Raw genomic sequence first — 22,889 nt, 5'->3', positions numbered from 1 at the left:
TTTGCTTCATTTTATTCCCGATTACTTTCTTGCAATCGCCTAACAATCATAGTCACCAAGCGTCTAGGAATGAATCTTGGAATATTTGATAACAATCGATTCAATTGCCCAGGAATAGCAACTGTTTTCCCTTGTTGCATTGCGCCATATCCATATTTTGCCACAGCTCTTGGACACGCCATATTAAATTTTAGTGTGTTCTCAGTACAACTTTCAGCGACTACTTTTTGAAATCCTGTATTTGTTTGTCCAGGACATAAAGCAGTTACCGTAATTCCTGTACCTTTTAATTCATTGGCAATAGCTTCAGAAAATGATAAAATATACGCTTTGCTAGCATAGTATAAAGACATTAAAGGTCCAGGTTGAAATGCTGCCAAACTGGAAACATTCAATATTTTACCGCTTCCTCTTTTCTGCATTTGTTTCAAGAGTAACTTTGTTAAATACGTAGTGGTATACACATGCAATTGCAACATTTGAGATTCGCGTTCCCAATTGGTATTTGAAAATTTACCAAAAAGTCCAAATCCAGCATTATTAATCAAAACATCAATCGGTGTATTTCCTATTTCCATCATAATTTCCTCGCTACTGCTCATTTCACATAAATCTTTAATAATAACTTTGATGCGCACATCTGAAATCATTCTAATACTTGTCATTGCAATTCCTAATTTTTCCACATCAATATCTACTAAAATTAAGTTGTAGTTGTCTTTTGCCAACAATACTGCAAATTCAAATCCTAATCCAGAAGCAGCGCCCGTAACTAAGGCTGTTTTCTTAACGGTTTTCATAGTAAACGGTTTTAAAATTTCTATGAAACGAATGTAGCCTTGATTATCAATTTCGATATCCGAAATAGTAACCGACAGAATTATTCGGATGTATTTTTAATAGTTCTATAGATGAAATAAGAATTGGAATATAAAAAGTAAAAGCACTTGAACAATCTGTATTTACTACTCTTTACAGAAAAAATTGCCATCGTAATTCGTGCATTTTTAAAGAAAAAAAGACATGTAATGCTATGAAAAAATATAAAGTTGTAGCATGTCCTAAATCTTCATCGAATGAAAATTTAAGACAAATTAATGTGCTTTACGATATTCGGAAGGTGTTTGATCGGTAAATTTTTTAAATGCTGTATAAAAGGTAGAACGCGAGTTAAATCCACATTCCAATCCAATCGCAACAACGGTATAATTATCAAAATTATCATCTTTTAACAATGCCTTTGCTTGCGCGATGCGTAACGAATTGATATAATCCGAAAAGTTATAATCACTGTAACTATTGATCAATTTTGACAAATGTCCAGCACTAATATTCAATTCGTCCGAAAGTTGTTCTAAACTCAAAGAAGTATCTAAAAATCGTTGTTCATTTACAATATACGCTGCAATCGTTGAAAATGATTGTTGGTGTTTTTCAGACAAATTGCTGTCTGTTTGCGGCACTTCTTTTTGTGTTGTTTCAGGTTTTAGTTCTGCTAATTTTCCTCGCAATAAAATACGATCATTTACCAATGTATATCTAAAAAATCCTTGATAACCAATCCAATACAACAATATTGAAGTTGCCAAACGAAGCGGATAATACGCGCGTAAATCATTAAAATAATTATTCAAAACAATAGCAATGATCCAAAACGTGATGACAAATCCGCCAAGAATTAAAAAACGTTTCAACCATTTGATATCATCGTAATTCGCAATAAAATCTAGGAGTTTACTCTGTTTAAATACAATTCGAAGACATTTTACAAAGAGTACAATAGCAAAGGTAGCGTTTGCAATTTCTTCAATAGATGTATATTGTTTTATGGCTAAAACATCATTTTCTGTAGCATTTATGATAAAAAAAGTCCGCGCTATCAATTCTATGACAAAAAGAGTTATTGCAATATGTAAAAAACCTTTTACACGTTCTTGAATTTTTAAATAATGAATTAAAAACATGTAAAACATGGGCATGATAAACATATACCAAGGCACTAAAAACTGTCGCAGAAAGAACATATCAAATCGAAACTCTTTGGCAATTAGCCACGCTTGAAGATTGTTTAACGATAAGAAAAAAACGGTAAGATTCAGATATATAATAACCTTATCTATCTTTTTTTGTGACAATAACGTAACACCATTAAAGATAAATCCTTGAATCGCTCCTGCAATCAATAAAAAATTAAAAAAATTGGAACCCATTCATTTTATTTATTGTGAATGTAGGAAACTCAAACTATAATTGAAAAAAAATTGAGTTTTATTTGATGCTATAAAAAAGGGAATCATGTTTCACATCACTACATTACAAAATTATGTCTCGTTGAAACTAACCATTAAATTTTGTTTTTTTAGTAAAATTTAATGTCCGAAATCTTCTTTTGATGAAAAAATCGGACAAATTTTATGGAGTATCTACAGCAGTTCTAAATATATATTTTTTAAGAAATAGCAAACTAATTAATCCTGTTGACAACAAACAACAAACCCAAACAATTCTGTGATGTATCATTAAAACTTCGGATAAAAACCAGTTGAATCCTGTGCTAAAAAACAACGCACTTACATCTACAAAAGAGGCGCGACTCAAACTTTTGACATACGATGCTTTGTGCTGAAACGTAAAATATCTGTGCAATGCATGCTGTCTTACGATTCCAATCAGAAAAGTAATTGTCCAACTTATGGTAGCTCTTGGCGAAAAAGGATTCAAATAGTACATAATTTCATAGGTTAGCAATCCTAAAATCATACCAACTGCAGCAATCAATAACACCCGAACAGTTTCAGGTTGTTTGTAAAAATCAAAATTCATACGATTTAAGGGAGTTGATGTTTCAATTGTTTTCTTTCTTTCAAAATCCAATACAATCCTTTCGCGTCTGTTTTCATTTCTTTTGAAATTATTAATATGATGATTTCTTCTATGTGAGAAATGTATCCAACAATCATCGCAGCAAAAAATAAAGGTTCAGCGTAATTCCATGCAAATAGTATGAAAATAAAAATTCCTTGAACGTAGCCGCCAACTTTTGTCGTGTACAAATGTAAACTTGGATATTGCCTAAATTTTATCAGGGAAATTGCCAAACCAGTAATGAAGAATCCGAAAAACAACCAAAGCAACCAGATAGATGCTTCCATTTCGTCAAATTTGAAAGCAAAGATTCCGATAAAAGCCGCGATAAACATTCCGTTGTCTGCCAATGAATCTAACTTAGCGCCAAACTTGGTTTTTAGGTTAAATGTACGCGCAATCAATCCGTCTAAAATGTCTGTTACCAGATTTATACATAAAAATATGGCAAATAAATGTTCGTTTCCTGCATAAATAAACCACAGAATTAGCGGAAATGTGAGCAATCGGTAAAAGCTTAAAAAATTAGGAACGTTGTATATATTTTCTTTTTTCATATGTTGAAAGTTTAAAATGATTTTTTTAGTTGAAATTGAACTAGAATTTGACTGATTATCATATGTGTACAACTGCTACACACAAAAAGTAACACTGCATTTTGAAACGATATGTTTCCTAGTAAAAAATATGTGAGACTTACGCCAAATGCAGAATCTGTTTTGTCTAACACTGTAAATAAAATTGTGTTTGAAGCAGCTTTTGCTCCAGGTTGAATTCCTAATTTTCGCTTTAGGAATGAATTTGGCAATTCGAAAAACATATACGCCAATCCTAGTACGAATCCTAAAAAGAAGGCATTTGACAACTGAAATGTAAATATGAAATTTAGCACACACAGCAGCAACGCATTTAGAAATGGAACAAACACAAAACCTCTCCACGTTTTGTTGGCGCCAAATAGTTTTGTTGAAATTGGACGTGTCAATCCTTGAAATACATCTTTCTTAATGACAATCATATGCATGACATTTGCAATAATCAACGGCAGTAATATGATGCCAATATGTTGTAAAAAACTATGCATCATCTGTCAAATAAGTTAACATCGAAAGTGCCGTATCTAACACACGTTTTGAAAAAGTATAGCTAACCAATATTCCTGAAACTTCATAAAATGAAAGTCTGGTAATAATGTATACTTTTAGTGCATATGTATAGGCTTTTAACCAATTTTCCCAATCGGCAGTTTCATATAATTGAAAATGTACTTTTAGATAAAAGAAAAATTCATCTTTTGTAAAACTTGGACGCAATACGAAGCTCAAAAACTCAACAATATCTCTTTGTGGAATGTCGATTACTGCCAATTCCCAATCGTATATAATTGGAGAATCATCGTTTTTAATTGCAATGTTTCTTGGATTGAAATCGTTGTGAATAATTGTTTTTTCAATATTCAAAGCCATTGCTTCGCTTTCCAAATCGTCAATAGTATCAAGCAACGAATTTAGCATGCGTTTTTGTTTTGTTGTTGCACATTCTGTGATTAAAATTTGCATCAGTTTTCTATACAAATCCTTAGATTTCCATGGTTTGAATGCTTGTACATGCGTAAAATCTGTAATAACTGCACTTTGATGAAATTCAGTAATTTTTCTAATAACAGAACAAATAATGGCAGGTTTCCAATATTCAGGATGATTTTCAGAATCCATAAACTTCATTTCGTCCACTGCTAAAAATTCTTGAATCAACATGTAAATCTCTCGTGTAGAATCTACATGTTTTCCATAATATTTCGGCATGTGACCAAATCCGCTTTTATTTAAATATTCATACAATTCAATTTCTTTGAGATGACATTTATGATATTCTAAATTTCGTTTTGACTTTCGCAATAAATCTGAAAGTTCAGGATTTATAGAAGCGGCAATCGTATGCAAACCTTTAATGACATCAACATCTAAAGCTTTTGACTTGATCACGATATCTTTCGTTTCAGATTGCCCATTTTGTTGTTGATACGCCACTTGAAAAGGGATAAATCCAATGATTTTTTTATTGACTTTTGAAGCAATATTGGTCAAAATTCCATTTTCTAATACATGATTATCCTTCGATTTTATATGCTGAATATTTTTATCAGTAAAGAAACCATTCAAACTGGCTTGCACAAAATTGGGCGTAATTTCAGATTTCAACAACCATTTTACAGGTTTGTTTCTTCCTAGTTTTTCATGTGCTTTTGCAAACTCACCACTTACAATTGCTGCATAGGTTGAAATTTCTAAACCTAGCGCAAAACCCGCGATCAATTTGGCAAATCGGTTTACTTTTCCGCTTCCATGACAATCCATTATTTGTAAAGCTTCCGATTGTTTGGGCAGCGAAGTTCCGCCACCAACACTTCCAATGACTAAGTTTGGCAAGGTAAGTTGCATGTACAAACCACCTTTTTTTTGTTCTAAATGTAATATTCCAATACTTGATTCGTGAATTGATGCCAAATCTTGTCCTGTAGCTACAAAAATTGCCGCAATCGCATTGGCGACATTTATATTATAACCAACCATTCCGTCTTTTTCAGCAAGCTTTTTGGAAGGATGAAAACAATTCATCAACTTGTCAGAAGTCGTTCGTAACACTTTCGTAATAACTTCTTCTGGAATAGTACATTCGGCGACGACATGAATTCCTCTTCCTGCGTCAATATTATATTGCGATACTTTTTTATCAGACGCACCATTTCCTTCAATTACAAAATCGGAAGGGACAATATTTGTAGCATTTTTAAAAGCTTCCACAATGTATAACATCGCGTGCCATGTGCAAGTTGTTGTCATGTTTTGCCCAGATGCATCTCCTGTGTGATACACAAATTTTAAATGTACTACTTCATTTTGTTGAATGCTTTCAATTTCAACTAGTTTTCCATGATTGGAATGTAATTCAGCGGCTTCCTTTATCTTAGAAAATGACTTTTTTGTATACTGTTTAAATAATGTTGCTTCATTAATTGTTTCAAAAATAAACATGGGCGAACGCGTCATTTTTTGCCATTTTACTTCCGCAGAAAAACCATTGCTCTTGCTAATTACTTTTGCGCCACGATTCATACTCGCAATCAAAGCGCCTTCTAGAGTTCCTGCCGAACAATAGGTTAATTCTTGCGTTTCATTGTCATTAAAAAGTAGTGGACCCACAATTCCCAACGGAATTTCAGTGCTTCCAATATACGACTCAATATTGTTTCGAATCTCTTGCACATCCAATCTGGCATCAGAAATCAAATTCGTCTTTATATTGTTTGTTTCTAAAAAATCCAAACGCATATTGGTCGCGGTGTTTGTCACAAGTCCTCTTCCTGGTATAATCGGTATTTCCATAATTTCGAATTTTAAGTACAACTCAAAACTATTGCAATAATCACATCAATATTAGCAAACAATGCAAACTGACAATATAATTTTTGCGATAATCACAAAAACCAACTAAATTACCATTCCGTTCCATATAGTTTTGTCACTCAGCTATGAATACTTTAATTTTGTTACCTATTTTGAAGCATCATTTTATGACGAAATTGAAAATTGCAAATCTTGACGGAAAGCCTGAAATTTTTCATTCCATACAAGGAGAAGGAAAAAACATAGGACAACCAAGTGTGTTTATCCGAACATCGCTTTGCAATTTGCATTGTATTTGGTGTGATACAGATTATACTTGGAATTGGGAAAAAACACGTTTTGCACATGTAAAAGACGCCGATCCTGAATATAAAAAGTACAAAATGGATGAAATGATCGTGTCGCTTACGCCAGAAGAAATATATAATGAAGTTGTAAAAAGCGGTTGTAAAAACATTGTATTGACTGGTGGCGAACCGATGATGCAATTAGAAGAATTATCAAGTTTGATGGAGTTTTTCAACACCAAAGCAGCTGATTATTTCTTCGAGATTGAAACCAACGGAACGCTTTTACCCGATGCAACTTTTGAATCATTGATAGATCAATATAATGTATCGCCAAAATTGGCAAACTCTAACAATCCGAAGAAATTGCGTGAAAAACCAGCTGTTTATCAGTACTTTTCTACCAATGAAAAAGCAGTTTTTAAGTTTGTTATTGCCTCTGAGGACGATCTCACGGAAGTGTTAACAATTTGCGAAACCTACAACATTCCCAATCAAAAAGTATACTTAATGCCCGAAGGCACCAATCCAGAAGCATTACAAAAAAAGCAACAATGGCTGATAGAAATCTGTAAAAACTATCAATTTAACTACACAGATCGTTTGCACGTGCATATTTATGGAGATAAAAGAGGCGTGTAATTCCTTAATTATTAAATTATTACAACTTAGTATGCATATAATTTAAAATAATTTAGAAACTTCTGTAACATTTTTGTCATTTCATACGTATAACTAAGAGCGTAAGCACAATGATTAAAATCCCAAGTAAATTACATGAGACAACTTAAAATTACCAAGCAGGTTACCAACAGGGAAACTGCATCCTTAGACAAATATCTTCAAGAAATCGGTAAAGTTGACCTTATTACAGCAGACGAGGAAGTAGAATTAGCACAAAGAATTAAGGCTGGCGATCAAATAGCGCTAGAAAAACTAACAAAGGCTAATCTTCGTTTCGTAGTTTCGGTTGCAAAACAGTATCAAAATCAAGGATTAACACTTCCTGATTTGATCAATGAAGGTAATTTGGGTCTTATTAAAGCCGCTCAACGTTTTGATGAAACGCGTGGTTTTAAATTTATTTCATATGCGGTATGGTGGATTCGACAGTCTATCCTTCAAGCATTAGCTGAACAATCACGTATTGTTCGTTTACCTTTGAATAAAATTGGTTCTATTAATAAAATTAATAAGACCTTTGCATATTTAGAACAAAGTCATGAGCGTATTCCTTCTGCTGAAGAAATTGCAAAAGAGTTAGACATGACGGTGAATGATGTAAAAGAATCTATGAAGAATTCTGGAAGACACGTATCGATGGATGCGCCACTTGTAGAAGGAGAAGATTCTAACTTATATGACGTATTAAATTCTGGTGAATCGCCAAATCCTGATAAAGAATTATTACATGAATCTTTAAAAACGGAAATTGAGCGCGCATTAGAAACGTTAACACCAAGAGAAGCAGATGTAATTCGTTTGTACTTCGGATTAGGAAATCAACATCCTATGACGTTGGAAGAAATTGGAGAAACATTCGACTTAACTCGTGAGCGTGTTCGTCAGATTAAAGAAAAAGCGATTCGTCGTTTAAAGCATACTTCACGTAGTAAAATATTAAAAACATATTTAGGATAAACTCCTAAAAACAGTACAGCAGTTTAGTTTTTATAACATAACTGTTCGTTTTTTGATTGATGAATGACGCTCTCGCATTGCGAGAGCGTTTATTTTATAGTACTTTTGTCGGCAAACAACAACACACTACAACTTATGTCTACAAAAAAAATTGCGCCTTCTATTCTAGCCGCAGATTTTGCCAACTTACAACGCGATATTGAAATGGTAAACCACAGTGAAGCTGATTGGTTTCATATTGATATTATGGATGGCGTTTTTGTTCCAAATATTTCTTTTGGAATGCCTGTCCTAAAAGCGATTAACAAACACGCAACAAAAACTATTGATGTACACCTAATGATTGTTGATCCAGATCGCTATATTCAAACATTTGCTGATTTAGGTGCCAATGTATTAACGGTACATTATGAAGCGTGTACACACTTGCACAGAACGCTACAAGCTATCAAAGCCGCAGGAATGAAAGCTGGAGTTGCCTTGAATCCACATACAAATATAAATCTCTTAGAAGATGTTATAAACGATATTGATTTGGTGTGTATTATGAGTGTAAATCCTGGTTTTGGCGGACAATCATTTATTGAGCATACTTTTTCTAAAATTAAAAAATTAAAAGCATTAATCACAGAAAAAGGTGCGGCTACAGAAATTGAAATTGACGGTGGTGTCAATGACAAAAATGCCAAAGCTTTGGTAGATGCTGGAGCAGATGTTTTGGTTGCTGGAAGTTTTGTTTTCCGTTCCGAAAATCCTACACAAACCATTCAAAATTTAAAGAAAATTGTTTCTTAAAAAAACGATCTTTTACATAAAATTTCAGAAGGTAGTATTCAAAAAATACTACCTTTTTTTATGCTTCTTATTCGTTCGGTTTTTCATAGCACTTCTCAAGAATACGCGTTTTTTAACAATTTTTAAGAAAATACAGCGCTCTAAATTCATGAAAAAAGCCTGCGTTTTCACGGAAAACACACTATTTTTTGAGAGTTTACCGATATTTTACTTCAAAACTTGAAAAACAACACAACCGTCTAAAAATCAAATAATTAAAGATGAATTTATATTTCTACTTTCCGTGAATGTAGAATACTAATTCATGAATAAGGACTAGTACTTATTGCTTTCCATATGTAACAAGGCTACATTTACATATACCCATTAAGTAGCCATCCAACCTTAAGTAATCGAATTTTTTAACTCTTAAATTTATCAACATATGTCTACACACGAATTAGCATTAAAATACGATCTTCTGAATTCTCAGATGAATCCTCATTTTATCAACAATGCTATTCAGAGTATCTGCAACTCAATTACCAAAGGAAATGTGGCGCAATCTATCAATTGGCTTAATAGACTTTCGCATTTATATCGTTTGGTACAAAAATCGACGAAAACAAAATTAATTACACTTCAGGAAGAAATTGAAATTTCTAAACTCTATATTGAACTGCAAAAAGATTTGTTTGATCGTGGTTTTTCATATTCAATAAAAATCAGTAACGTGTTGAAAGATGATTTGCAATACACGAAAGTTCCTCCGCTCATTTTACAACCACTTATTGAAAATGCAATTTTACATGGTTTGAAAAGTAAAAAGAAAACAGGAAAAGGAGCGCTACATATTACAATTGATGTTAACGATGAAATGCTATACGTTTGTATTTCAGACAACGGAAATGGAATCTGTACAACGAAGAAAAATTGTCATGAAGCTTCTGGGATTTCTCTAGAAAACATAAACGAGCGATTAAAAATCATCAACGAAGGATATTGTGAAAAAGAGCTTCTTAAAGTACAAAATATTACTACCGATGCTGGAATTGTAATTGGCACAAAAAGTTGCCTACGCATTCCGCTCATACAGCTTTAAAAACCTGCTACATTCATATTTAGCATTATTTTTACACGATTGTATATATTTGGCAGCTTGGCTCTGAATTCCTCTGGAGTTTCAAAGAAATGCTCTACCAAAACAGATAAAAACTCATATTGATTTTCAAAAGCATAATCGCGCAAATAATTCATCGCAATCAACCGTTTTTGCGCGTCCTTATTTCTTAAAGAAAGTAATAGTAGCTTGTAATGTTTCAAAAAATGTGTAGCACTGAAGCTTTTTTCAGTTAAAAAACTAAAATGCAACGCATGTGTAAGTTCATGAATTCCTAAATTAAGATTGTCATCTTCAATTTTAATTCCTTCCTCAAAATCTTCCCAAGAAAAAACAATCGTTTTATATTTCGGATTCGCTTCTCCTTTGTGATATTGTTGCGTAACATTGGAAAAATAGTCTTGCGGATACACTAAAATCGTTTCAAACTTAGAAAGCAAATAACGATCAAATCCAAAAGTAAGCATGATTGACGTTGCCGAAATTAACAACTGCATTCGTTCGGTAACGTACAAATTTTCACGACCGACAAATGTATGATAGTCAATAAAACGCAACACTCTGTGTTCAAAAACGCACTTTTCTTTCGGTGTTAATTTAGTGTAAAAAGAAAATTCATCCGTGAGAATTGCACGCTGATTTTCTGTTAATTTTTTTGGAAACAACACAAAACGATACAACGTTGTGCTTTTGTATAAAAATCCTTTGATGTAGTATGCTAACAAGGGCAGTAATTTAATTTTTTATGTGAAGTATAACCTCTTAGAGTCATTTTTGACATAACTATTTGTGCTAAAATAATTATTCTTACCCACAAAACGCAAAATACATTCAATAATTGCGCGTTTTTAATGAAATAGCGTGATCTACTTGCAATAGAAATCAAAAAAATGAAAACCAACTATTTTCAATCGGAATTTCTTCAATAATTCCATACATTTATAAAATTATAATTAAAATGACTATGAAATTACAAGCTACCCTACAATATGTTCTACTCGCTAGCCTACTATTTATGGCAAGTTGTTCGGGAGACGATGCTATTATAACTCCTACAGCCTCAAATCCAACAACGCCTGATCCAGATGTTGTCGTATTAGCTGATGAAGTTGAAATTTACGATGCAGACAAAATTGACAACAGTTTAACGCTAGCCGTTGTAAATGGTAACGACAGTGCTTTTTTAGTGGATAAAACTGGCGAAAAAGTGCACGAATTCAATTTTCCTAACAGACTTGGAAATGATTTTGAAATTTTACCTGATGGAAGATTGCTAGGTATTTTTAAAGATGAAAGTGCCACAATTACTTTTGGTGGTTTCGGAGGAATTGTTCGCATCATGGATTTTGAAGGTAATATAGAATGGGAATATACACTGAGTGACAATAATTTTGTATTGCATCATGATGTAGAAATGCTTCCAAACGGAAATGTACTTTTATTAGTTTGGGAACGTATTGACGAAGTAATTGCCGAAGCGCAAGGTTCTACTAGTCCTGGCGATATTTATCCTGAAAAATTAATGGAAATTAATCCTACAACAAATACTGTCGTTTGGGAATGGAGAAGTTTTGATCATATCATTCAAGACAACGATCCTGCGTATCCAAATTATGGCATTGTAAGTCAAAATCCGCATTTAATCCACGTGAATTACACCTTACAAGCCAATGGAGATATCATGCATGCGAATGGTTTTGACTATGATGAAGCAAAAGATGTAATTTACTTAAGTGTTAATTTTTACGGCGAAGTTTGGGTCATTGACCACAGTACAACTACTGCGGAAGCTGCTTCAAATTCAGGTGGGAATTATGGAAAAGGTGGCGATTTACTGTATCGTTTTGGAAATCCATTAGCCTATGGCAATACATTTGGCGAAGTACGTAGCGATAGCAATCATTATCCAAACTTACTTAAAAATGGCGTGCCAGGAGAAGGAAATATTTTGTTATACATGAATGGAAAAACTACAGGCGCATCTAAAATTCTAGAGCTTGAAATGCCGCAAAATTTCTCATTAACTCCTGATACAGACAACGAGCCAAATTTGGTCTGGTCATACGCACATCCTGATTTGTTTTCTAGTAAAATTTCTGGAGCTGTACGTCTTAAAAATGGGAATACCTTAATTTGCGAAGGCGATTTTGGCTTTTGGGAAGTTACACCTGATCAAGAAATTGTATGGCGTTACAACGGTGGCGACGGCGCAGGTTTTTGGAGATGTTACAATTATAACTCCGACGATCCTGCAATTAGTAATTTAGGTTTATAATGATAGGACAAACAATATACAAAAGCCTTCTGTTTTTAAATAAATAGAAGGCTTTTCCTTTTTTAACCACTTTTAAAAAATTGTAGTATTTATTGATATTTTATGTAACAACAACTGCTTCTTTTGCACTAACTAGTAGTACCAAAACTAAAAAGAAATCGGCATGACAAAAACAACACTTTTGAACCGTAATTTAGCAAGCTTTGGAATTCCAATTGCTTTATTAACATTACTTGTTTTGTTTGTACAATCATCTTATTTCCAAGCAAATTCACCTGTATTGAGTTTAGCAATTACACTCGATGTACTCCTCACAATTCCTTGTATCTATTTCTTATTAATTCGAAAAACGAACATTCCAAAAACAACTGTTGTTCCAATGATGATTCTTGGTTTGGTAATTGGAATGTATAGCTTACCCGAACACAATCAGCAATATTTACAGTTGTTTAAAACTTGGTTTTTACCAATTATTGAATTGAGTATTGCAACTTTTATCATCTTCAAAGTTCGAAAAACTATTCGTATTTATAAAAGTCAAAAAGATAATTCTATAGACTTTTTCACAACATTAAAGAAAACCTGTGCCGAAATTTTACCAAAACCATTGGTACTTCCGTTTGTAACTGAAATTTCGGTTTTTTACTATGGATTTGTGTATTGGAAACGTAGAAAATTAGCCGAAAACGAATTTAGTTACCATAAAGAAAGTGGTTCAGTTGCTTTATATTTTGTGTCAATTATGCTGATTGGAATCGAAATTATGCCAATTCATCACTTGCTCGCGAAATGGAGTACAATTGCGGCTTGGATTTTGACAATTTTGAGCATCTATTCTGGATTTCAAGTATTTGGATATGTAAAGTCATTGATGAAGCGACCAATAGCAGTGACGAAAGACACACTTTTATTACGTTATGGAATTATGCATGAAGCGGAAATTCCACTAAGTGACATCAAAGAAATTCGACTCTCAACGAAATCATTTACTAAAGAAGACAACATACTTCGTTTTGCATTGTTAGGCGAATTGGAAAGTCACAATGTAATTATAGAAACACATACCGAACAAACACTTTACGGTTTATTTGGCATCAAAAAACCGTTTACAAAATTGGCGTTGCATGTGGATAAACCTGCGGAGTTTAGGGAATATCTTAATTCAAATATTATTCAGAACGATTAAATCTAGGTAGCTTAAAATGAAACGTATACTATACTACTGTTCTCGACTGCGCTCGAACTAACAATTAGGTAATTTTCAACTTTAATTAAAAACTCGATCTTGAAATACATAAAAAAGCCTGTGAAGTAAAATTCAACAGGCTTTTATTTAATATGATCTTTTCAATCTTTTAATTTTAAATCTTTTCATTTGATTTATTCAACCACTTCCCACATTTTATCTGCATTCAAGCGAAAACTTCCTACGTAATCAAAATTACATTGTGTTGGTGCAATGATGGATAAAAATGGTTGCTGATTTTTGTCACGATATAAATGATAAATCTCCCCGACAATAGGTTCAAAGTTAAACTTTGCGCTGTAGATTAAGTTGTTGTATTCAAACTTTTCCATCAACGCATCATATTCCGCTTTGAGTTCATCATAACGCGCTTTTACTTGTTTATTTACTTTGTCAATGCTTACATTTTTCCAGGTTACCGTATCTGGTGTCGTAATTACAGGTGCACCAACATTGGTTGCGTATGGCATTAAAGCCGCATTATACGTATTTGTTTCTTCATCAAAAACGACATTATCTGGTCTTTTATCTTCTTCTTGCTCTTGCATGTTTCTTTCTTTTTCTGTTAGTAATCATCAGGATTTGCGATGACTGCTTGTGCTCTATTTTTTAAGGCTTCTAGTTTTGTTTTGTCCATTTTATTCAACAAACTCATCATCATAGTCATTCGCTGATTGTCTTTAAAATGTTCGCGTTTTTCGTCTAAAAAATTCCAATATAACGAATTGAACGGACACGCATCTTCAGTTTCTTTTTTAGATACTTTATACACACAATCCTTACAATAATTGCTCATTTTATTAATATAGCTTCCGCTAGACACATACGGTTTTGTGGCAACCAAACCGCCATCTGCAAATTGACTCATGCCGCGTGTGTTGGTAATTTCAACCCATTCAATGGCATCAATATAAATACCTAAATACCATTCGTCAACTTCATCAGGATGCATTTGAGTCAGTAAGGCAAAATTACCTGTAATCATCAACCGCTGAATGTGATGTGCATACGCGTTTTCCAAACTTTGCGTGATAGCATGTTTCAAACAATTCATCTTCGTTTTTCCTGTCCAGAAAAAGTCAGGAAGCGAATTTGTATTTTGTAACGTATTCAACGTTTTATAGCTTGGCATTTCTTTCCAATACATTCCACGCATATATTCACGCCAACCCAAAATTTGTCGCACAAAACCTTCCACTTGCGAAATGTCAATTTCTTCTTTGTGATTTCGCCAATATGAAATTACGGTTTCAATAACTTCTTTCGGATGCAACATTTTAGAATTCATCGCAAATGACAAGCGACTGTGAAACAAAAAACGTTCTTCCGTATGCATTGCATCTTGATAATCGCCAAAATGAACCAATAACGTATTGCAAAAATAGTCAAGAATTTTTAAACAATCTTCTCGATTTGTCGGCCATTGAAAATCAGTAACATCAATACTTCCAATGGTTTCAATGTCTGCTTTCTGAATCATGTCAAGAATTTCTTCAACCGAATTGTCCACACGTTTTATGTCTGGAATTTCAGGCGAACCTTTCCACTTTTTACGATTACTTTGATCAAAATTCCACTTTCCTCCTTCTGGATTTTTATCAGAAATCATCATAATATCATATTTCTTTCGCATATCACGATAAAAATATTCCATAACCATTTGCTTCTTCCCTTTGAAAAATTCGGCAAAATCAGTTCTTGATGTTAAAAAGTGTTCTGTATCATATGCTTCCGTTTCAATGTCAATTTCATTACAAAAATTTTGCAATTGTTCGTCCAAACGATATTCATCAGGCAACTGATATTCAAATTTTTCAATCCCATGTTCATTGATCAATTGCTTTAAATTGGCAACCAAATCTTGTTGATTTTTTTCATTCGTTAAAGTATAATAGACAACTTGATGATTTTCACTTTCCAACCAACTTGAAAACGAACGCATACTTTTAAAAAACGCCACTACTTTTTGAATGTGATGTTTTACATAATTGGTTTCTTGCTTCATTTCAGCCATAAAATACAAAACTTCATCATCTGTATTTTCATACCAAGAATGTTCATAATTGAGCTGATCGCCTAAAAGTAATCGAAGTGTTTTCATGTGTGATTTTAAAATAAACTCGTTTGTAACCAAAGATTTTGAAACTTATTGTTTGCGTCATAACGTTCCGCTTGCAATTTCACATTAAAGGTTCTATTGCGCGGATCGTTCCCAACGCCAGACACATACAACCAATTTCCATAATTGCTGTGCACATCATAATCGAGCAAAACCGATTCAAAGTACGCGGCGCCAATACGCCAATCAAGTTGCAACGTTCTGGCAAAGTACGAAGCTACGTTTTGGCGACCGCGATTGCTCATCCAGCCTGTATGCTTGAGTTCGAGCATGTTTGCATTTACGAAAGGTTCAGCCGTTTCACCATCAATCCATTGTTGAATTAATGAAGCATCACGATTCCATTCGTACGTTTTATGCAATATACCTTCCAATTGGAAGATATGATTGCCATGTTTAAGGGAAATATATTTAAAAAAGTCGCGCCAAATCAATTCAAAAATCATCCAATACGTAGATTGATTTTTAACGATTTGCGACTCATATTTTTTGATTTCATGATAAATTTTTCGTGGCGATAGACTTCCATTTGCCAACCATGCAGAAAATTTTGAACTGTAATCTGTGCCTACCAATCCATTTCGTGTTTTTTTGTAATACGAAAGCTTTTTAGTGTCCCAACTGTAGTTTTTCAATCGTTCTAAACCTGCAGTTTCACCACCTTTGAAAGGAAAAGCCGTTCGTGTGTCTTTTTCAAAATTTGGCAATCCTAAATCCTGCAACGTTGGTACTTTTGTCAAATGTGTCACTCGGTTTTTCTCTGGCATTTTTGAAATAGTTTCCAATTCGCGAATGCTAGCATATTTTTCACACTTTTTGCGAAATGCGGTAAATACTTGCGGAATGCTGTCAATTGTCATTGGAATGTCCTCAGGATGATATAAAAACTGATCGTAACTCTCAACCCAATTCACTTCACTGGAAACTGCATTTTTTACATTTTCAAACACTGAAACTTCTTCCAAAGTCCATTCTTTTTGCAAGTAAATTGAAGTAACATTATGAATAGTTACATACTCAGGAATAATGTCTTCAGGCTTTCCAACATGCACAAACAAAGGAATGTGTAAATCATTTAGTTGATTCTGTAAATCGTTTACCGTTTCAATTAAAAATTGTGCACGGAACTTATCTGTTTTTACAAATCCGAAACGATCTTTTTCAAAATGACGTGGATCAAAACAATAAATTCCCATGACAAAACTGTTTTCTTTTGCCGCCTTTACCAACGAAATCTGATCGTGAATTCGCAAATCATTTCGAAACCAAACCAATCCTGTTTTAGTCATTTTTTCTATTTTTATTTCTCCGACAACGTTCACTACAGTACTGAACTTCGTCCCAAACACGTTCCCACTTTTTACGCCAAGTAAAAGGTCGCTCGCAAACTTTACAGACTTTTGTAGGAAGGTGTGTTTTCTTCATATTTAATTTTGTTTAACAAATATACAAAACTATTAAACAAAATTATTTTGTACGCTTCAAAATTGTATCTTTAAGTGCTAATTTGAAATGATTATGAATATTAAATATGTGCTTGGCGCGATAGTTTCCGTTCCGTTGTTGCCACTTCTATATGTGCAGGGGAAAAAGATTCGGAAAACCATTCCGCAATTGCCAGAAGCGACAGGAATCGAAGGAAGCACAAAAAATGCGGGAAAAGAATCATTTCAATTGATTACTATTGGCGAAAGTACGATTGCTGGCGTTGGCGCAACCACACATGAAAAAGCATTTACGGGAACATTGGCAAACGAATTGGCAACACAATTGGAAAAATCGATTTCTTGGAAAGTGTATGCAAAAAGTGGCTATACAGCCGAACGCGTTCATGATAAAATTGTAGAACGCATCACGGAGAAACCTGTAGATTTAATTGTTATTGGACTTGGCGGCAATGACAGTTTTAAATTGCATTCGCCCAAAAAATGGAATATTGCCATTCGAAAATTGATTGCTAAAATTCGTATTTCCTATCCAGAAACGCCGATTGTTTTTATCAATATGCCACCAATTAAAGAGTTTCCAGCATTTACAGGTGCCATCCGGTTTGTCATTGGAAACTTAGTCCAATTGCTTGGCAAAGAACTTGAAAAAGTTGTTCAAGGATGTGAAAACGTACATTATTATTCCCGAACGATTACGTATGACGATTTTATCGATCGTATGAATTTAGATGCAACTCCCGCAGATTTTTTTAGTGATGGCGTGCATCCTTCTGAATTGGCATATCAAGTTTGGGCGCGAGATGTGGCAGAGTATATAAAAACGAAAAAGATTATTTAATTTAGTACTATGACAGATAAAAGGTTTGAGGAAATTATCCATCATTATAAAACTGATATCGCATTGAATCCTGACACTTGGATTTCACATTGCGCGGCGCAAAATTCTATTGAAGAAGCAATATTTGTTGCGGCAACGGCAAGAAATCATGAAGGAAAAAAGAATCCACATCAATACCGATTGAAGCCAATACTTTTAGAAAAATTTGCAGTTCATCTTACGGATCACGCTTCAGATTTGGAACAAGCGACTTCTTTTGAAGAATTGCTTGAAAAGGTAACACGTTATAAAACGAGTGGTATTGGAACACTTGCATTATATGATACTGCCGAACGAATTGGTGCTTATTTAGATATCTTTCCTAACAAAATATATTTACACGCTGGCGTAAAAGTTGGCGCAGAAAAGATTTTAGGAAAACTCCCCAACCGAAAGTTTATTTATAAGGAAGAACTTCCAGAAGCATTTCAACAAACTGATTTACATTGCAATGCTATTGAAGATATTTTATGCAGATATAAAGATCGTTTTGATGACGATAGCGAATCATTTTTACCTCAATTTTTTCCAAATGCAGGTCCGAGAAAAAAACATTCTTGTTAATATGTAATCATTATTTTAGGATATTTGACTTGTATTTTCTTCCAAAAGCAACTCCTAATTGTATTCCGTAAAAAGATTGTTCTCCATTCAAATGTGCAAAAGGAGATAACGATAATACGGTTCTTTTTCGAAATCGGACAATGCTATTGATTCTAAAATAGGCGCCTACTCTAAATGTTTCAGAACCTTCTATTTCATTTACTAGTACATATGGTGCATTGCCACCACTAGTCCCAAAAAAATTAGGGGTAACATTAATTCTGGGAAAATATCTATACGTATATGAACTTCGTTTCATTTGATACAACGAAAAACCTGCTTGAAAATCTATCACTACTCGATCTCTTGGCTTAAAGCCTTTAGATATATATAAACTATACGCTCGAAAACGATCAGCATATGGTGCTCCATTTTGATTAACAGTCGAAAAAGGCTCGCTAGCGCCTTCTGAATAATTAGAAATTAAATTTGCTGGAGGATTATCGGTAAATCCTTTACTTTCAGGACTTATCAATGTCATATCGAATCCAAATCCAAAGCGTTCTTCTCCTTGAAATTGAATGTTTACACTCAAAGCACCTTCTGGTTTATAACCATTGGTAAAACCTTGTCCTAAAAAAATGTGTGTCGCAAAATAGAGTTTGTTACTTTTTGTTTTTGAAATTGTATCATTTTGAGAAAATACGATTAAAGGAAATACATTTAAAAATGCACATACAATCAAGAATCTAGCAAATAACGTCATAAGAAATCATTTAAAAATTAATATGAAACAAGTTTATTGCATCTTGAGAATTTTAATATCCGAAATCTTTCATGGAGCAAAAAATCGGACAATTTCTTCATGATTTTAACAATTCATTAGATTTTTCCCATGAAGTTTTCTATTTTAGAAATCTCTAATCTTTTTATATTAAAATCCTCCTGTATACAATTGAATAGCCCAAAAAATTAAATGTATATATTATGGAAAATGACCCACCAAAAGAATCGAAAGGCTTTAAAACCGTTTTTAGAGAAAATTATTTAAAAATTGGCTACGTTCTCATCGTTACACTCATTGTGAGTATTGCTTTTATCGTTACTATTCGTTTGTATTATGAAACTGCGGAAACAATGGTTTCTATTTTTGAAAAGCGAGATATTACCATTCAAAAAGCACTAAATGCTGCAACTTCGGACATTCGTGAAGTGACACAACTGAAAGAACAGTTTCGTATGATTGCGGATATTAAAGAATCGTATTTATATATTTTTAAAACGTATAGCGCCTACAATTATACTTTTTCAGGATTCTTTACGGTGTTTTCTGTACTCTCTGGAATTTTAGGTTTTTTAGTCTTAAAAGGTGGTTGGGATAATACAAAAAACTATTACCTAAAAGCTACTTTTATTGGCGTTTTCTTTTGTTCTACGCTGTTTGGAATTTTACCCAATGTATTTGCAACGAAAGACAACATTAAAAACAATTTGGCAAAATATAACTATTACAGTGGTTTACAATTAGACATTTATGAGTTAATTAATGACAATCACGGCTACATCAAACGGAATACAAAAGGTTCTATTGACACGCTCAACTTGAAAATTTCTGATATTACAAAAGGAATTAAAGAGAATCAATCCTTACATTTTGAAATTCACATTGATAAAGTACCAACTGACATTCAACCTTTGCCATAAAACGAGTTGCCAATTTGAAGAAATTGCACAAAACTTTCATACTTTTATAAGACCTCAAAAAATAGTAAAAAAGCAATTCTCAATATAGAATTAGCTTTACAAACCGTAACAAATTCGCTTGAAAAAGAGTATTTAGAGAAAAAACGTAAGATGCTAATTTCTAGACAAACGCGACATAAAAACTAATCCGTTAAAATTTCTTTCGGAAGTTTTTACACGACTTATTTATTCTTTAAATTGAAACAAATTCTAACCAATCAATAATTAAATGAAGCCTTTTACGAATTCCCTTAAATTTAGTCTTCTGTGTTTTACCTTTCTATGTATTTCTTGTGGCAATGATAAAAAAAGTAACGAAACTCCGAAAACTAACACTGAAACAACAACTGAAACTGAAATAGTAAAAGAAAATCCTGAAAATGACACTACATATTACGCATGGGTTGACAACGTGAATATTCGTGATACATCCGAAACAAAAGGAAACGTAATTGGCACATATACAAGTACAGATGCGTTAACCTTTACTGGGAAAAAATCTACTAAAAAAGAGGTTATCGTAGTACGCGGAGTCGCTTATGAAGATTATTGGTTGCAAGTAAAAACTGTTGACAACAAAGAAGGTTGGGTTTTTGGTGGAGTCGTTAAAAAAGAGGGCGAAACTAAGGGAAATAAGATCATAACTGATAATTTTCTCGACTTTCCACATTTTGGCATCTACGACTTAAAAACTTGGGAAAATATTGGCGTTCGTAATGAAGAAGCTGGCGATGCAGAAACACGAACGACTACTTATCTTAAAGATGGAAAAACACTAGAAGTTAAAAATACTGATGTTGGCGAATACGGATATTACCGTGAATATGTATTGAAAAATAGCGCACAACAAATTTTAAAAGAGCGTAAATTTCAGTTTATCGTAAACATGGAAGATATTGAAAACAATGTCATGGAATTAACGGAAACTGTAAAAGATCATACCACAAAAAAACAATACACGCGTACGCAAAAACTGAGCAAACATTTTATGCAATTGAGTGCAAAACCAATTATGGTTGATGGAACTTGGACGGAAAGTACGCTTACTGTAGAAACTGCTTTAAATGAAAAAACAGCGTTTGCCAAACCAATGCAAATTATCTCTTCAATAAACGAGTTACCAAACGAATTTAGAGATGGTTGTAGTTGTTCATTTCGTACACATCCAAACGATTATGCCACGTTGCTAATTGTGGGAACTTATGAAGATGCGCCAAAAGCGAAAGCCATCATAAAAATCGACGGAACGCAAGTTACACTTCAAAGTAAAAAACCTGAAAATCCGAATTACAAACTCGGAGACGTTTTTAAACATTACTATAATGATCAATACGATTTAAAATTTTCGCTCACAAAAGACGGACAAGATGATGCTGGCGGACCACAATATTACGGAACCGCTCATTTAACTTCCAAAGACGGATCCGTAAATACGGATATTAATATTTTTGGCAGTTGTGGCTGTTAAGTAAGCACACCTAAAAAATATGATCGGACTATATCTAATCTATATATTGAATATTATTGTTGCTGGGCAAATTGCCATTGCATCAATTTTTAGTCCTAAAAAAGCCGCTATCACTATTTTTCAAAATGCATATCCTAAAACAGAAATTATACGCTTGGTTGGTTGTTTGTGGCTTAGCATTTCAATAATTTCAGCATTGGGACTTTGGAAACCTATCACATTTTCAATTATTTTATTAGTGCAACTCATATACAAAGGCACATGGCTTTTATTTGTGGCGTTACCCGCTTATCGGAAAAAAGAAGCGTTCCCAAAAACAATGGCAATTTTCTTTATCGTTTGGGTAATTTTATTACCATTTATCATTCCTTGGAGTACTTGGCTTCAACTTAATTAATAAAAATATATGGAACACAAAAAAATAGAAGAAGCTTACAACGACACGTTTTCAGGACTCACTATGTACTATAGAGATTGTACTTTGAATCCTGAATACATTGCAAAATACACGCAATTTCAAATCATACAAGAACGTGGTTTTACAGATGTTTCTAGTTTTGCTAAAGGACTCTGCTCAAATTTGAGATACGCCATTGCATCCAACAAAGCGAAAAATATGACACAAGTAAATCCGAATGTAAAAAAGTATGGTTTTCATGTCATTGCGGCGCCTTCCTATTACAAAGTGTTGGATATTTATAAAATTGGCGATCAAACACAAATTCTATTACTGCATTTTGATGAAAAATACAAAGCAGTTTTTCAAACATCAACATCCAATATTGAAGAAAAAGTGATTGGAATGGGGCGTGCTAGTTTTGACAAAAAAATACAACTAGAATTTAGTGAAGCTCTGCAAGAAGACGAATGGCGAAAACGCACGCAATTTCCTATCGGAATGTCTGATAATGGCGAGTTTTTTCTGAATTCCACTTCCGTAGATAAACCACAGACAACTTCGACGACAGCACAAACCAATACAACAACCAAAACCTTAACTCCTGAGCAAAAAGCAACAACCGAAACACCTGAAAAGAAGAGTTTTTGGAAAAAATTATTTGGGTAAAAATGACAAT

The 22,889-nt window shown here is 33.5% G+C and carries 24 protein-coding genes; 12 read left to right on the top strand and 12 right to left on the bottom strand.

Translation table 11 applies throughout. The annotated features are described in order from the left end of the window. Positions 1-11: 11 nt before the first annotated feature. The 6 genes from AA089_RS11640 to AA089_RS23665 all read right to left on the bottom strand — a co-directional run bounded on the left by AA089_RS11640 (position 12) and on the right by AA089_RS23665 (position 6,251). Positions 12-800, bottom strand: a complete 789-nt coding sequence (locus tag AA089_RS11640) for an SDR family NAD(P)-dependent oxidoreductase (RefSeq protein WP_046757118.1) — start codon at positions 798-800, stop codon at positions 12-14. Between the two features lie 294 nt (positions 801-1,094). Further along, on the bottom strand, positions 1,095-2,210 hold the full coding sequence (locus tag AA089_RS11635) for a helix-turn-helix domain-containing protein (RefSeq protein WP_046757117.1): 1,116 nt from the start codon (positions 2,208-2,210) through the stop codon (positions 1,095-1,097). 202 nt (positions 2,211-2,412) lie between these two features. After that, positions 2,413-2,823: a GtrA family protein gene (locus tag AA089_RS11630; RefSeq protein ID WP_156168982.1), complete on the bottom strand. Its 411-nt coding sequence runs from the start codon at positions 2,821-2,823 to the stop codon at positions 2,413-2,415. A 5-nt stretch (positions 2,824-2,828) separates the two neighbouring features. After that, positions 2,829-3,422 (bottom strand): CDP-alcohol phosphatidyltransferase family protein, encoded by a 594-nt coding sequence (locus tag AA089_RS11625; RefSeq protein WP_046757115.1) that lies wholly within the window; start codon positions 3,420-3,422, stop codon positions 2,829-2,831. A gap of 11 nt (positions 3,423-3,433) precedes the next feature. Then, on the bottom strand, positions 3,434-3,952 hold the full coding sequence (locus AA089_RS23670; RefSeq protein WP_053002344.1) for a CDP-archaeol synthase: 519 nt from the start codon (positions 3,950-3,952) through the stop codon (positions 3,434-3,436). Beyond that, positions 3,942-6,251: a phosphotransferase gene (locus tag AA089_RS23665; RefSeq protein WP_053002342.1), complete on the bottom strand. Its 2,310-nt coding sequence runs from the start codon at positions 6,249-6,251 to the stop codon at positions 3,942-3,944. The genes AA089_RS23670 and AA089_RS23665 overlap by 11 nt, the downstream gene beginning before the upstream one ends. Positions 6,252-6,439: 188 nt before the next feature. Here AA089_RS23665 and AA089_RS11610 point away from each other — a divergent pair, with 188 nt between their 5' ends. The 4 genes from AA089_RS11610 (at position 6,440) to AA089_RS11595 (ending at position 10,076) form a co-directional block, all read left to right on the top strand. Beyond that, on the top strand, positions 6,440-7,201 hold the full coding sequence (locus tag AA089_RS11610) for a 7-carboxy-7-deazaguanine synthase QueE (protein ID WP_046757114.1): 762 nt from the start codon (positions 6,440-6,442) through the stop codon (positions 7,199-7,201). Positions 7,202-7,336: 135 nt separating this feature from the next. Further along, positions 7,337-8,200: a sigma-70 family RNA polymerase sigma factor gene (locus AA089_RS11605; protein ID WP_007096854.1), complete on the top strand. Its 864-nt coding sequence runs from the start codon at positions 7,337-7,339 to the stop codon at positions 8,198-8,200. A gap of 135 nt (positions 8,201-8,335) precedes the next feature. Further along, complete coding sequence (gene rpe / locus AA089_RS11600) at positions 8,336-8,995, top strand: ribulose-phosphate 3-epimerase (RefSeq protein WP_046757113.1); 660 nt, start codon at positions 8,336-8,338, stop codon at positions 8,993-8,995. A gap of 424 nt (positions 8,996-9,419) precedes the next feature. Beyond that, complete coding sequence (locus AA089_RS11595; RefSeq protein ID WP_046757112.1) at positions 9,420-10,076, top strand: sensor histidine kinase; 657 nt, start codon at positions 9,420-9,422, stop codon at positions 10,074-10,076. On the opposite strand, the gene AA089_RS11590 is transcribed toward AA089_RS11595, so the two are convergent. Continuing rightward, positions 10,073-10,819 carry a zinc-dependent peptidase gene (locus AA089_RS11590; protein ID WP_053002340.1) on the bottom strand — a complete coding sequence of 249 codons (747 nt, stop codon included), beginning with the start codon at positions 10,817-10,819 and terminating at the stop codon, positions 10,073-10,075. The two genes, AA089_RS11595 and AA089_RS11590, sit on opposite strands and share 4 nt — an antisense overlap. Positions 10,820-11,058: 239 nt before the next feature. Here AA089_RS11590 and AA089_RS11585 point away from each other — a divergent pair, with 239 nt between their 5' ends. Next, a complete protein-coding gene (locus tag AA089_RS11585) occupies positions 11,059-12,369 on the top strand; it encodes an aryl-sulfate sulfotransferase (protein ID WP_046757153.1) in 1,311 nt (436 codons plus the stop codon). A gap of 163 nt (positions 12,370-12,532) precedes the next feature. Continuing rightward, a complete protein-coding gene (locus AA089_RS11580) occupies positions 12,533-13,555 on the top strand; it encodes a hypothetical protein (protein WP_046757110.1) in 1,023 nt (340 codons plus the stop codon). A 194-nt stretch (positions 13,556-13,749) separates the two neighbouring features. On the opposite strand, the gene AA089_RS11575 is transcribed toward AA089_RS11580, so the two are convergent. The 4 genes from AA089_RS11575 to AA089_RS24245 are packed head-to-tail and all read right to left on the bottom strand — an operon-like array spanning position 13,750 to position 17,159. After that, positions 13,750-14,163 (bottom strand): DUF2452 domain-containing protein, encoded by a 414-nt coding sequence (locus AA089_RS11575; RefSeq protein WP_046757109.1) that lies wholly within the window; start codon positions 14,161-14,163, stop codon positions 13,750-13,752. A gap of 17 nt (positions 14,164-14,180) precedes the next feature. Further along, the gene (locus tag AA089_RS11570) at positions 14,181-15,716 is read right to left on the bottom strand and encodes a cryptochrome/photolyase family protein (RefSeq protein WP_046757152.1); all 1,536 of its coding nucleotides are present in this window, start codon (positions 15,714-15,716) and stop codon (positions 14,181-14,183) included. 8 nt (positions 15,717-15,724) lie between these two features. Continuing rightward, positions 15,725-17,023 carry a DASH family cryptochrome gene (locus AA089_RS11565; RefSeq protein WP_046757108.1) on the bottom strand — a complete coding sequence of 433 codons (1,299 nt, stop codon included), beginning with the start codon at positions 17,021-17,023 and terminating at the stop codon, positions 15,725-15,727. Continuing rightward, positions 17,016-17,159 carry a DUF2256 domain-containing protein gene (locus AA089_RS24245; RefSeq protein WP_007096840.1) on the bottom strand — a complete coding sequence of 48 codons (144 nt, stop codon included), beginning with the start codon at positions 17,157-17,159 and terminating at the stop codon, positions 17,016-17,018. The genes AA089_RS11565 and AA089_RS24245 overlap by 8 nt, the downstream gene beginning before the upstream one ends. Before the next feature lie 93 nt (positions 17,160-17,252). Here AA089_RS24245 and AA089_RS11560 point away from each other — a divergent pair, with 93 nt between their 5' ends. Next, a complete protein-coding gene (locus AA089_RS11560) occupies positions 17,253-18,020 on the top strand; it encodes an SGNH/GDSL hydrolase family protein (RefSeq protein WP_156168981.1) in 768 nt (255 codons plus the stop codon). 9 nt (positions 18,021-18,029) lie between these two features. After that, positions 18,030-18,623: a hypothetical protein gene (locus AA089_RS11555; protein WP_046757106.1), complete on the top strand. Its 594-nt coding sequence runs from the start codon at positions 18,030-18,032 to the stop codon at positions 18,621-18,623. 10 nt (positions 18,624-18,633) lie between these two features. Here the strand turns inward: AA089_RS11555 and AA089_RS11550 are convergent, their stop codons facing one another. Then, positions 18,634-19,368 (bottom strand): hypothetical protein, encoded by a 735-nt coding sequence (locus tag AA089_RS11550; protein ID WP_046757105.1) that lies wholly within the window; start codon positions 19,366-19,368, stop codon positions 18,634-18,636. A gap of 221 nt (positions 19,369-19,589) precedes the next feature. Between AA089_RS11550 and AA089_RS11545 the strand changes: the two genes are divergently transcribed. The 4 genes from AA089_RS11545 (at position 19,590) to AA089_RS11530 (ending at position 22,879) form a co-directional block, all read left to right on the top strand. Next, positions 19,590-20,306, top strand: a complete 717-nt coding sequence (locus AA089_RS11545) for a hypothetical protein (RefSeq protein WP_046757104.1) — start codon at positions 19,590-19,592, stop codon at positions 20,304-20,306. 268 nt (positions 20,307-20,574) lie between these two features. After that, positions 20,575-21,813, top strand: coding sequence for an SH3 domain-containing protein (locus AA089_RS11540; protein ID WP_046757103.1), 1,239 nt, complete (start codon positions 20,575-20,577; stop codon positions 21,811-21,813). A 19-nt stretch (positions 21,814-21,832) separates the two neighbouring features. Further along, positions 21,833-22,210 (top strand): hypothetical protein, encoded by a 378-nt coding sequence (locus AA089_RS11535; RefSeq protein ID WP_046757102.1) that lies wholly within the window; start codon positions 21,833-21,835, stop codon positions 22,208-22,210. Between the two features lie 9 nt (positions 22,211-22,219). Next, positions 22,220-22,879, top strand: a complete 660-nt coding sequence (locus AA089_RS11530) for a hypothetical protein (protein ID WP_064972221.1) — start codon at positions 22,220-22,222, stop codon at positions 22,877-22,879. Positions 22,880-22,889 lie beyond the last annotated feature (10 nt).

Origin of the sequence: Kordia jejudonensis (genome assembly GCF_001005315.1) — a bacterium.
Taxonomy (GTDB): domain Bacteria; phylum Bacteroidota; class Bacteroidia; order Flavobacteriales; family Flavobacteriaceae; genus Kordia; species Kordia jejudonensis.
The sequence above is the reverse complement of the archived record's forward strand: the minus strand, read 5'-3'. Positions and strand labels throughout refer to the sequence as shown.

What these genes read in the sequence shown, in the direction of transcription:
- AA089_RS11640 (WP_046757118.1), bottom strand. Translation starts at nt 800, where the DNA reads ATGAAAACCGTTAAGAAAACAGCCTTAGTTACGGGCGCTGCTTCTGGA.
- AA089_RS11635 (WP_046757117.1), bottom strand. Translation starts at nt 2,210, where the DNA reads ATGGGTTCCAATTTTTTTAATTTTTTATTGATTGCAGGAGCGATTCAA.
- AA089_RS11630 (WP_156168982.1), bottom strand. Translation starts at nt 2,823, where the DNA reads ATGAATTTTGATTTTTACAAACAACCTGAAACTGTTCGGGTGTTATTG.
- AA089_RS11625 (WP_046757115.1), bottom strand. Translation starts at nt 3,422, where the DNA reads ATGAAAAAAGAAAATATATACAACGTTCCTAATTTTTTAAGCTTTTAC.
- AA089_RS23670 (WP_053002344.1), bottom strand. Translation starts at nt 3,952, where the DNA reads ATGATGCATAGTTTTTTACAACATATTGGCATCATATTACTGCCGTTG.
- AA089_RS23665 (WP_053002342.1), bottom strand. Translation starts at nt 6,251, where the DNA reads ATGGAAATACCGATTATACCAGGAAGAGGACTTGTGACAAACACCGCG.
- AA089_RS11610 (WP_046757114.1), top strand. Translation starts at nt 6,440, where the DNA reads ATGACGAAATTGAAAATTGCAAATCTTGACGGAAAGCCTGAAATTTTT.
- AA089_RS11605 (WP_007096854.1), top strand. Translation starts at nt 7,337, where the DNA reads ATGAGACAACTTAAAATTACCAAGCAGGTTACCAACAGGGAAACTGCA.
- rpe (WP_046757113.1), top strand. Translation starts at nt 8,336, where the DNA reads ATGTCTACAAAAAAAATTGCGCCTTCTATTCTAGCCGCAGATTTTGCC.
- AA089_RS11595 (WP_046757112.1), top strand. Translation starts at nt 9,420, where the DNA reads ATGTCTACACACGAATTAGCATTAAAATACGATCTTCTGAATTCTCAG.
- AA089_RS11585 (WP_046757153.1), top strand. Translation starts at nt 11,059, where the DNA reads ATGAAATTACAAGCTACCCTACAATATGTTCTACTCGCTAGCCTACTA.
- AA089_RS11580 (WP_046757110.1), top strand. Translation starts at nt 12,533, where the DNA reads ATGACAAAAACAACACTTTTGAACCGTAATTTAGCAAGCTTTGGAATT.
- AA089_RS11575 (WP_046757109.1), bottom strand. Translation starts at nt 14,163, where the DNA reads ATGCAAGAGCAAGAAGAAGATAAAAGACCAGATAATGTCGTTTTTGAT.
- AA089_RS11570 (WP_046757152.1), bottom strand. Translation starts at nt 15,716, where the DNA reads ATGAAAACACTTCGATTACTTTTAGGCGATCAGCTCAATTATGAACAT.
- AA089_RS11565 (WP_046757108.1), bottom strand. Translation starts at nt 17,023, where the DNA reads ATGACTAAAACAGGATTGGTTTGGTTTCGAAATGATTTGCGAATTCAC.
- AA089_RS24245 (WP_007096840.1), bottom strand. Translation starts at nt 17,159, where the DNA reads ATGAAGAAAACACACCTTCCTACAAAAGTCTGTAAAGTTTGCGAGCGA.
- AA089_RS11560 (WP_156168981.1), top strand. Translation starts at nt 17,253, where the DNA reads ATGAATATTAAATATGTGCTTGGCGCGATAGTTTCCGTTCCGTTGTTG.
- AA089_RS11555 (WP_046757106.1), top strand. Translation starts at nt 18,030, where the DNA reads ATGACAGATAAAAGGTTTGAGGAAATTATCCATCATTATAAAACTGAT.
- AA089_RS11550 (WP_046757105.1), bottom strand. Translation starts at nt 19,368, where the DNA reads ATGACGTTATTTGCTAGATTCTTGATTGTATGTGCATTTTTAAATGTA.
- AA089_RS11545 (WP_046757104.1), top strand. Translation starts at nt 19,590, where the DNA reads ATGGAAAATGACCCACCAAAAGAATCGAAAGGCTTTAAAACCGTTTTT.
- AA089_RS11540 (WP_046757103.1), top strand. Translation starts at nt 20,575, where the DNA reads ATGAAGCCTTTTACGAATTCCCTTAAATTTAGTCTTCTGTGTTTTACC.
- AA089_RS11535 (WP_046757102.1), top strand. Translation starts at nt 21,833, where the DNA reads ATGATCGGACTATATCTAATCTATATATTGAATATTATTGTTGCTGGG.
- AA089_RS11530 (WP_064972221.1), top strand. Translation starts at nt 22,220, where the DNA reads ATGGAACACAAAAAAATAGAAGAAGCTTACAACGACACGTTTTCAGGA.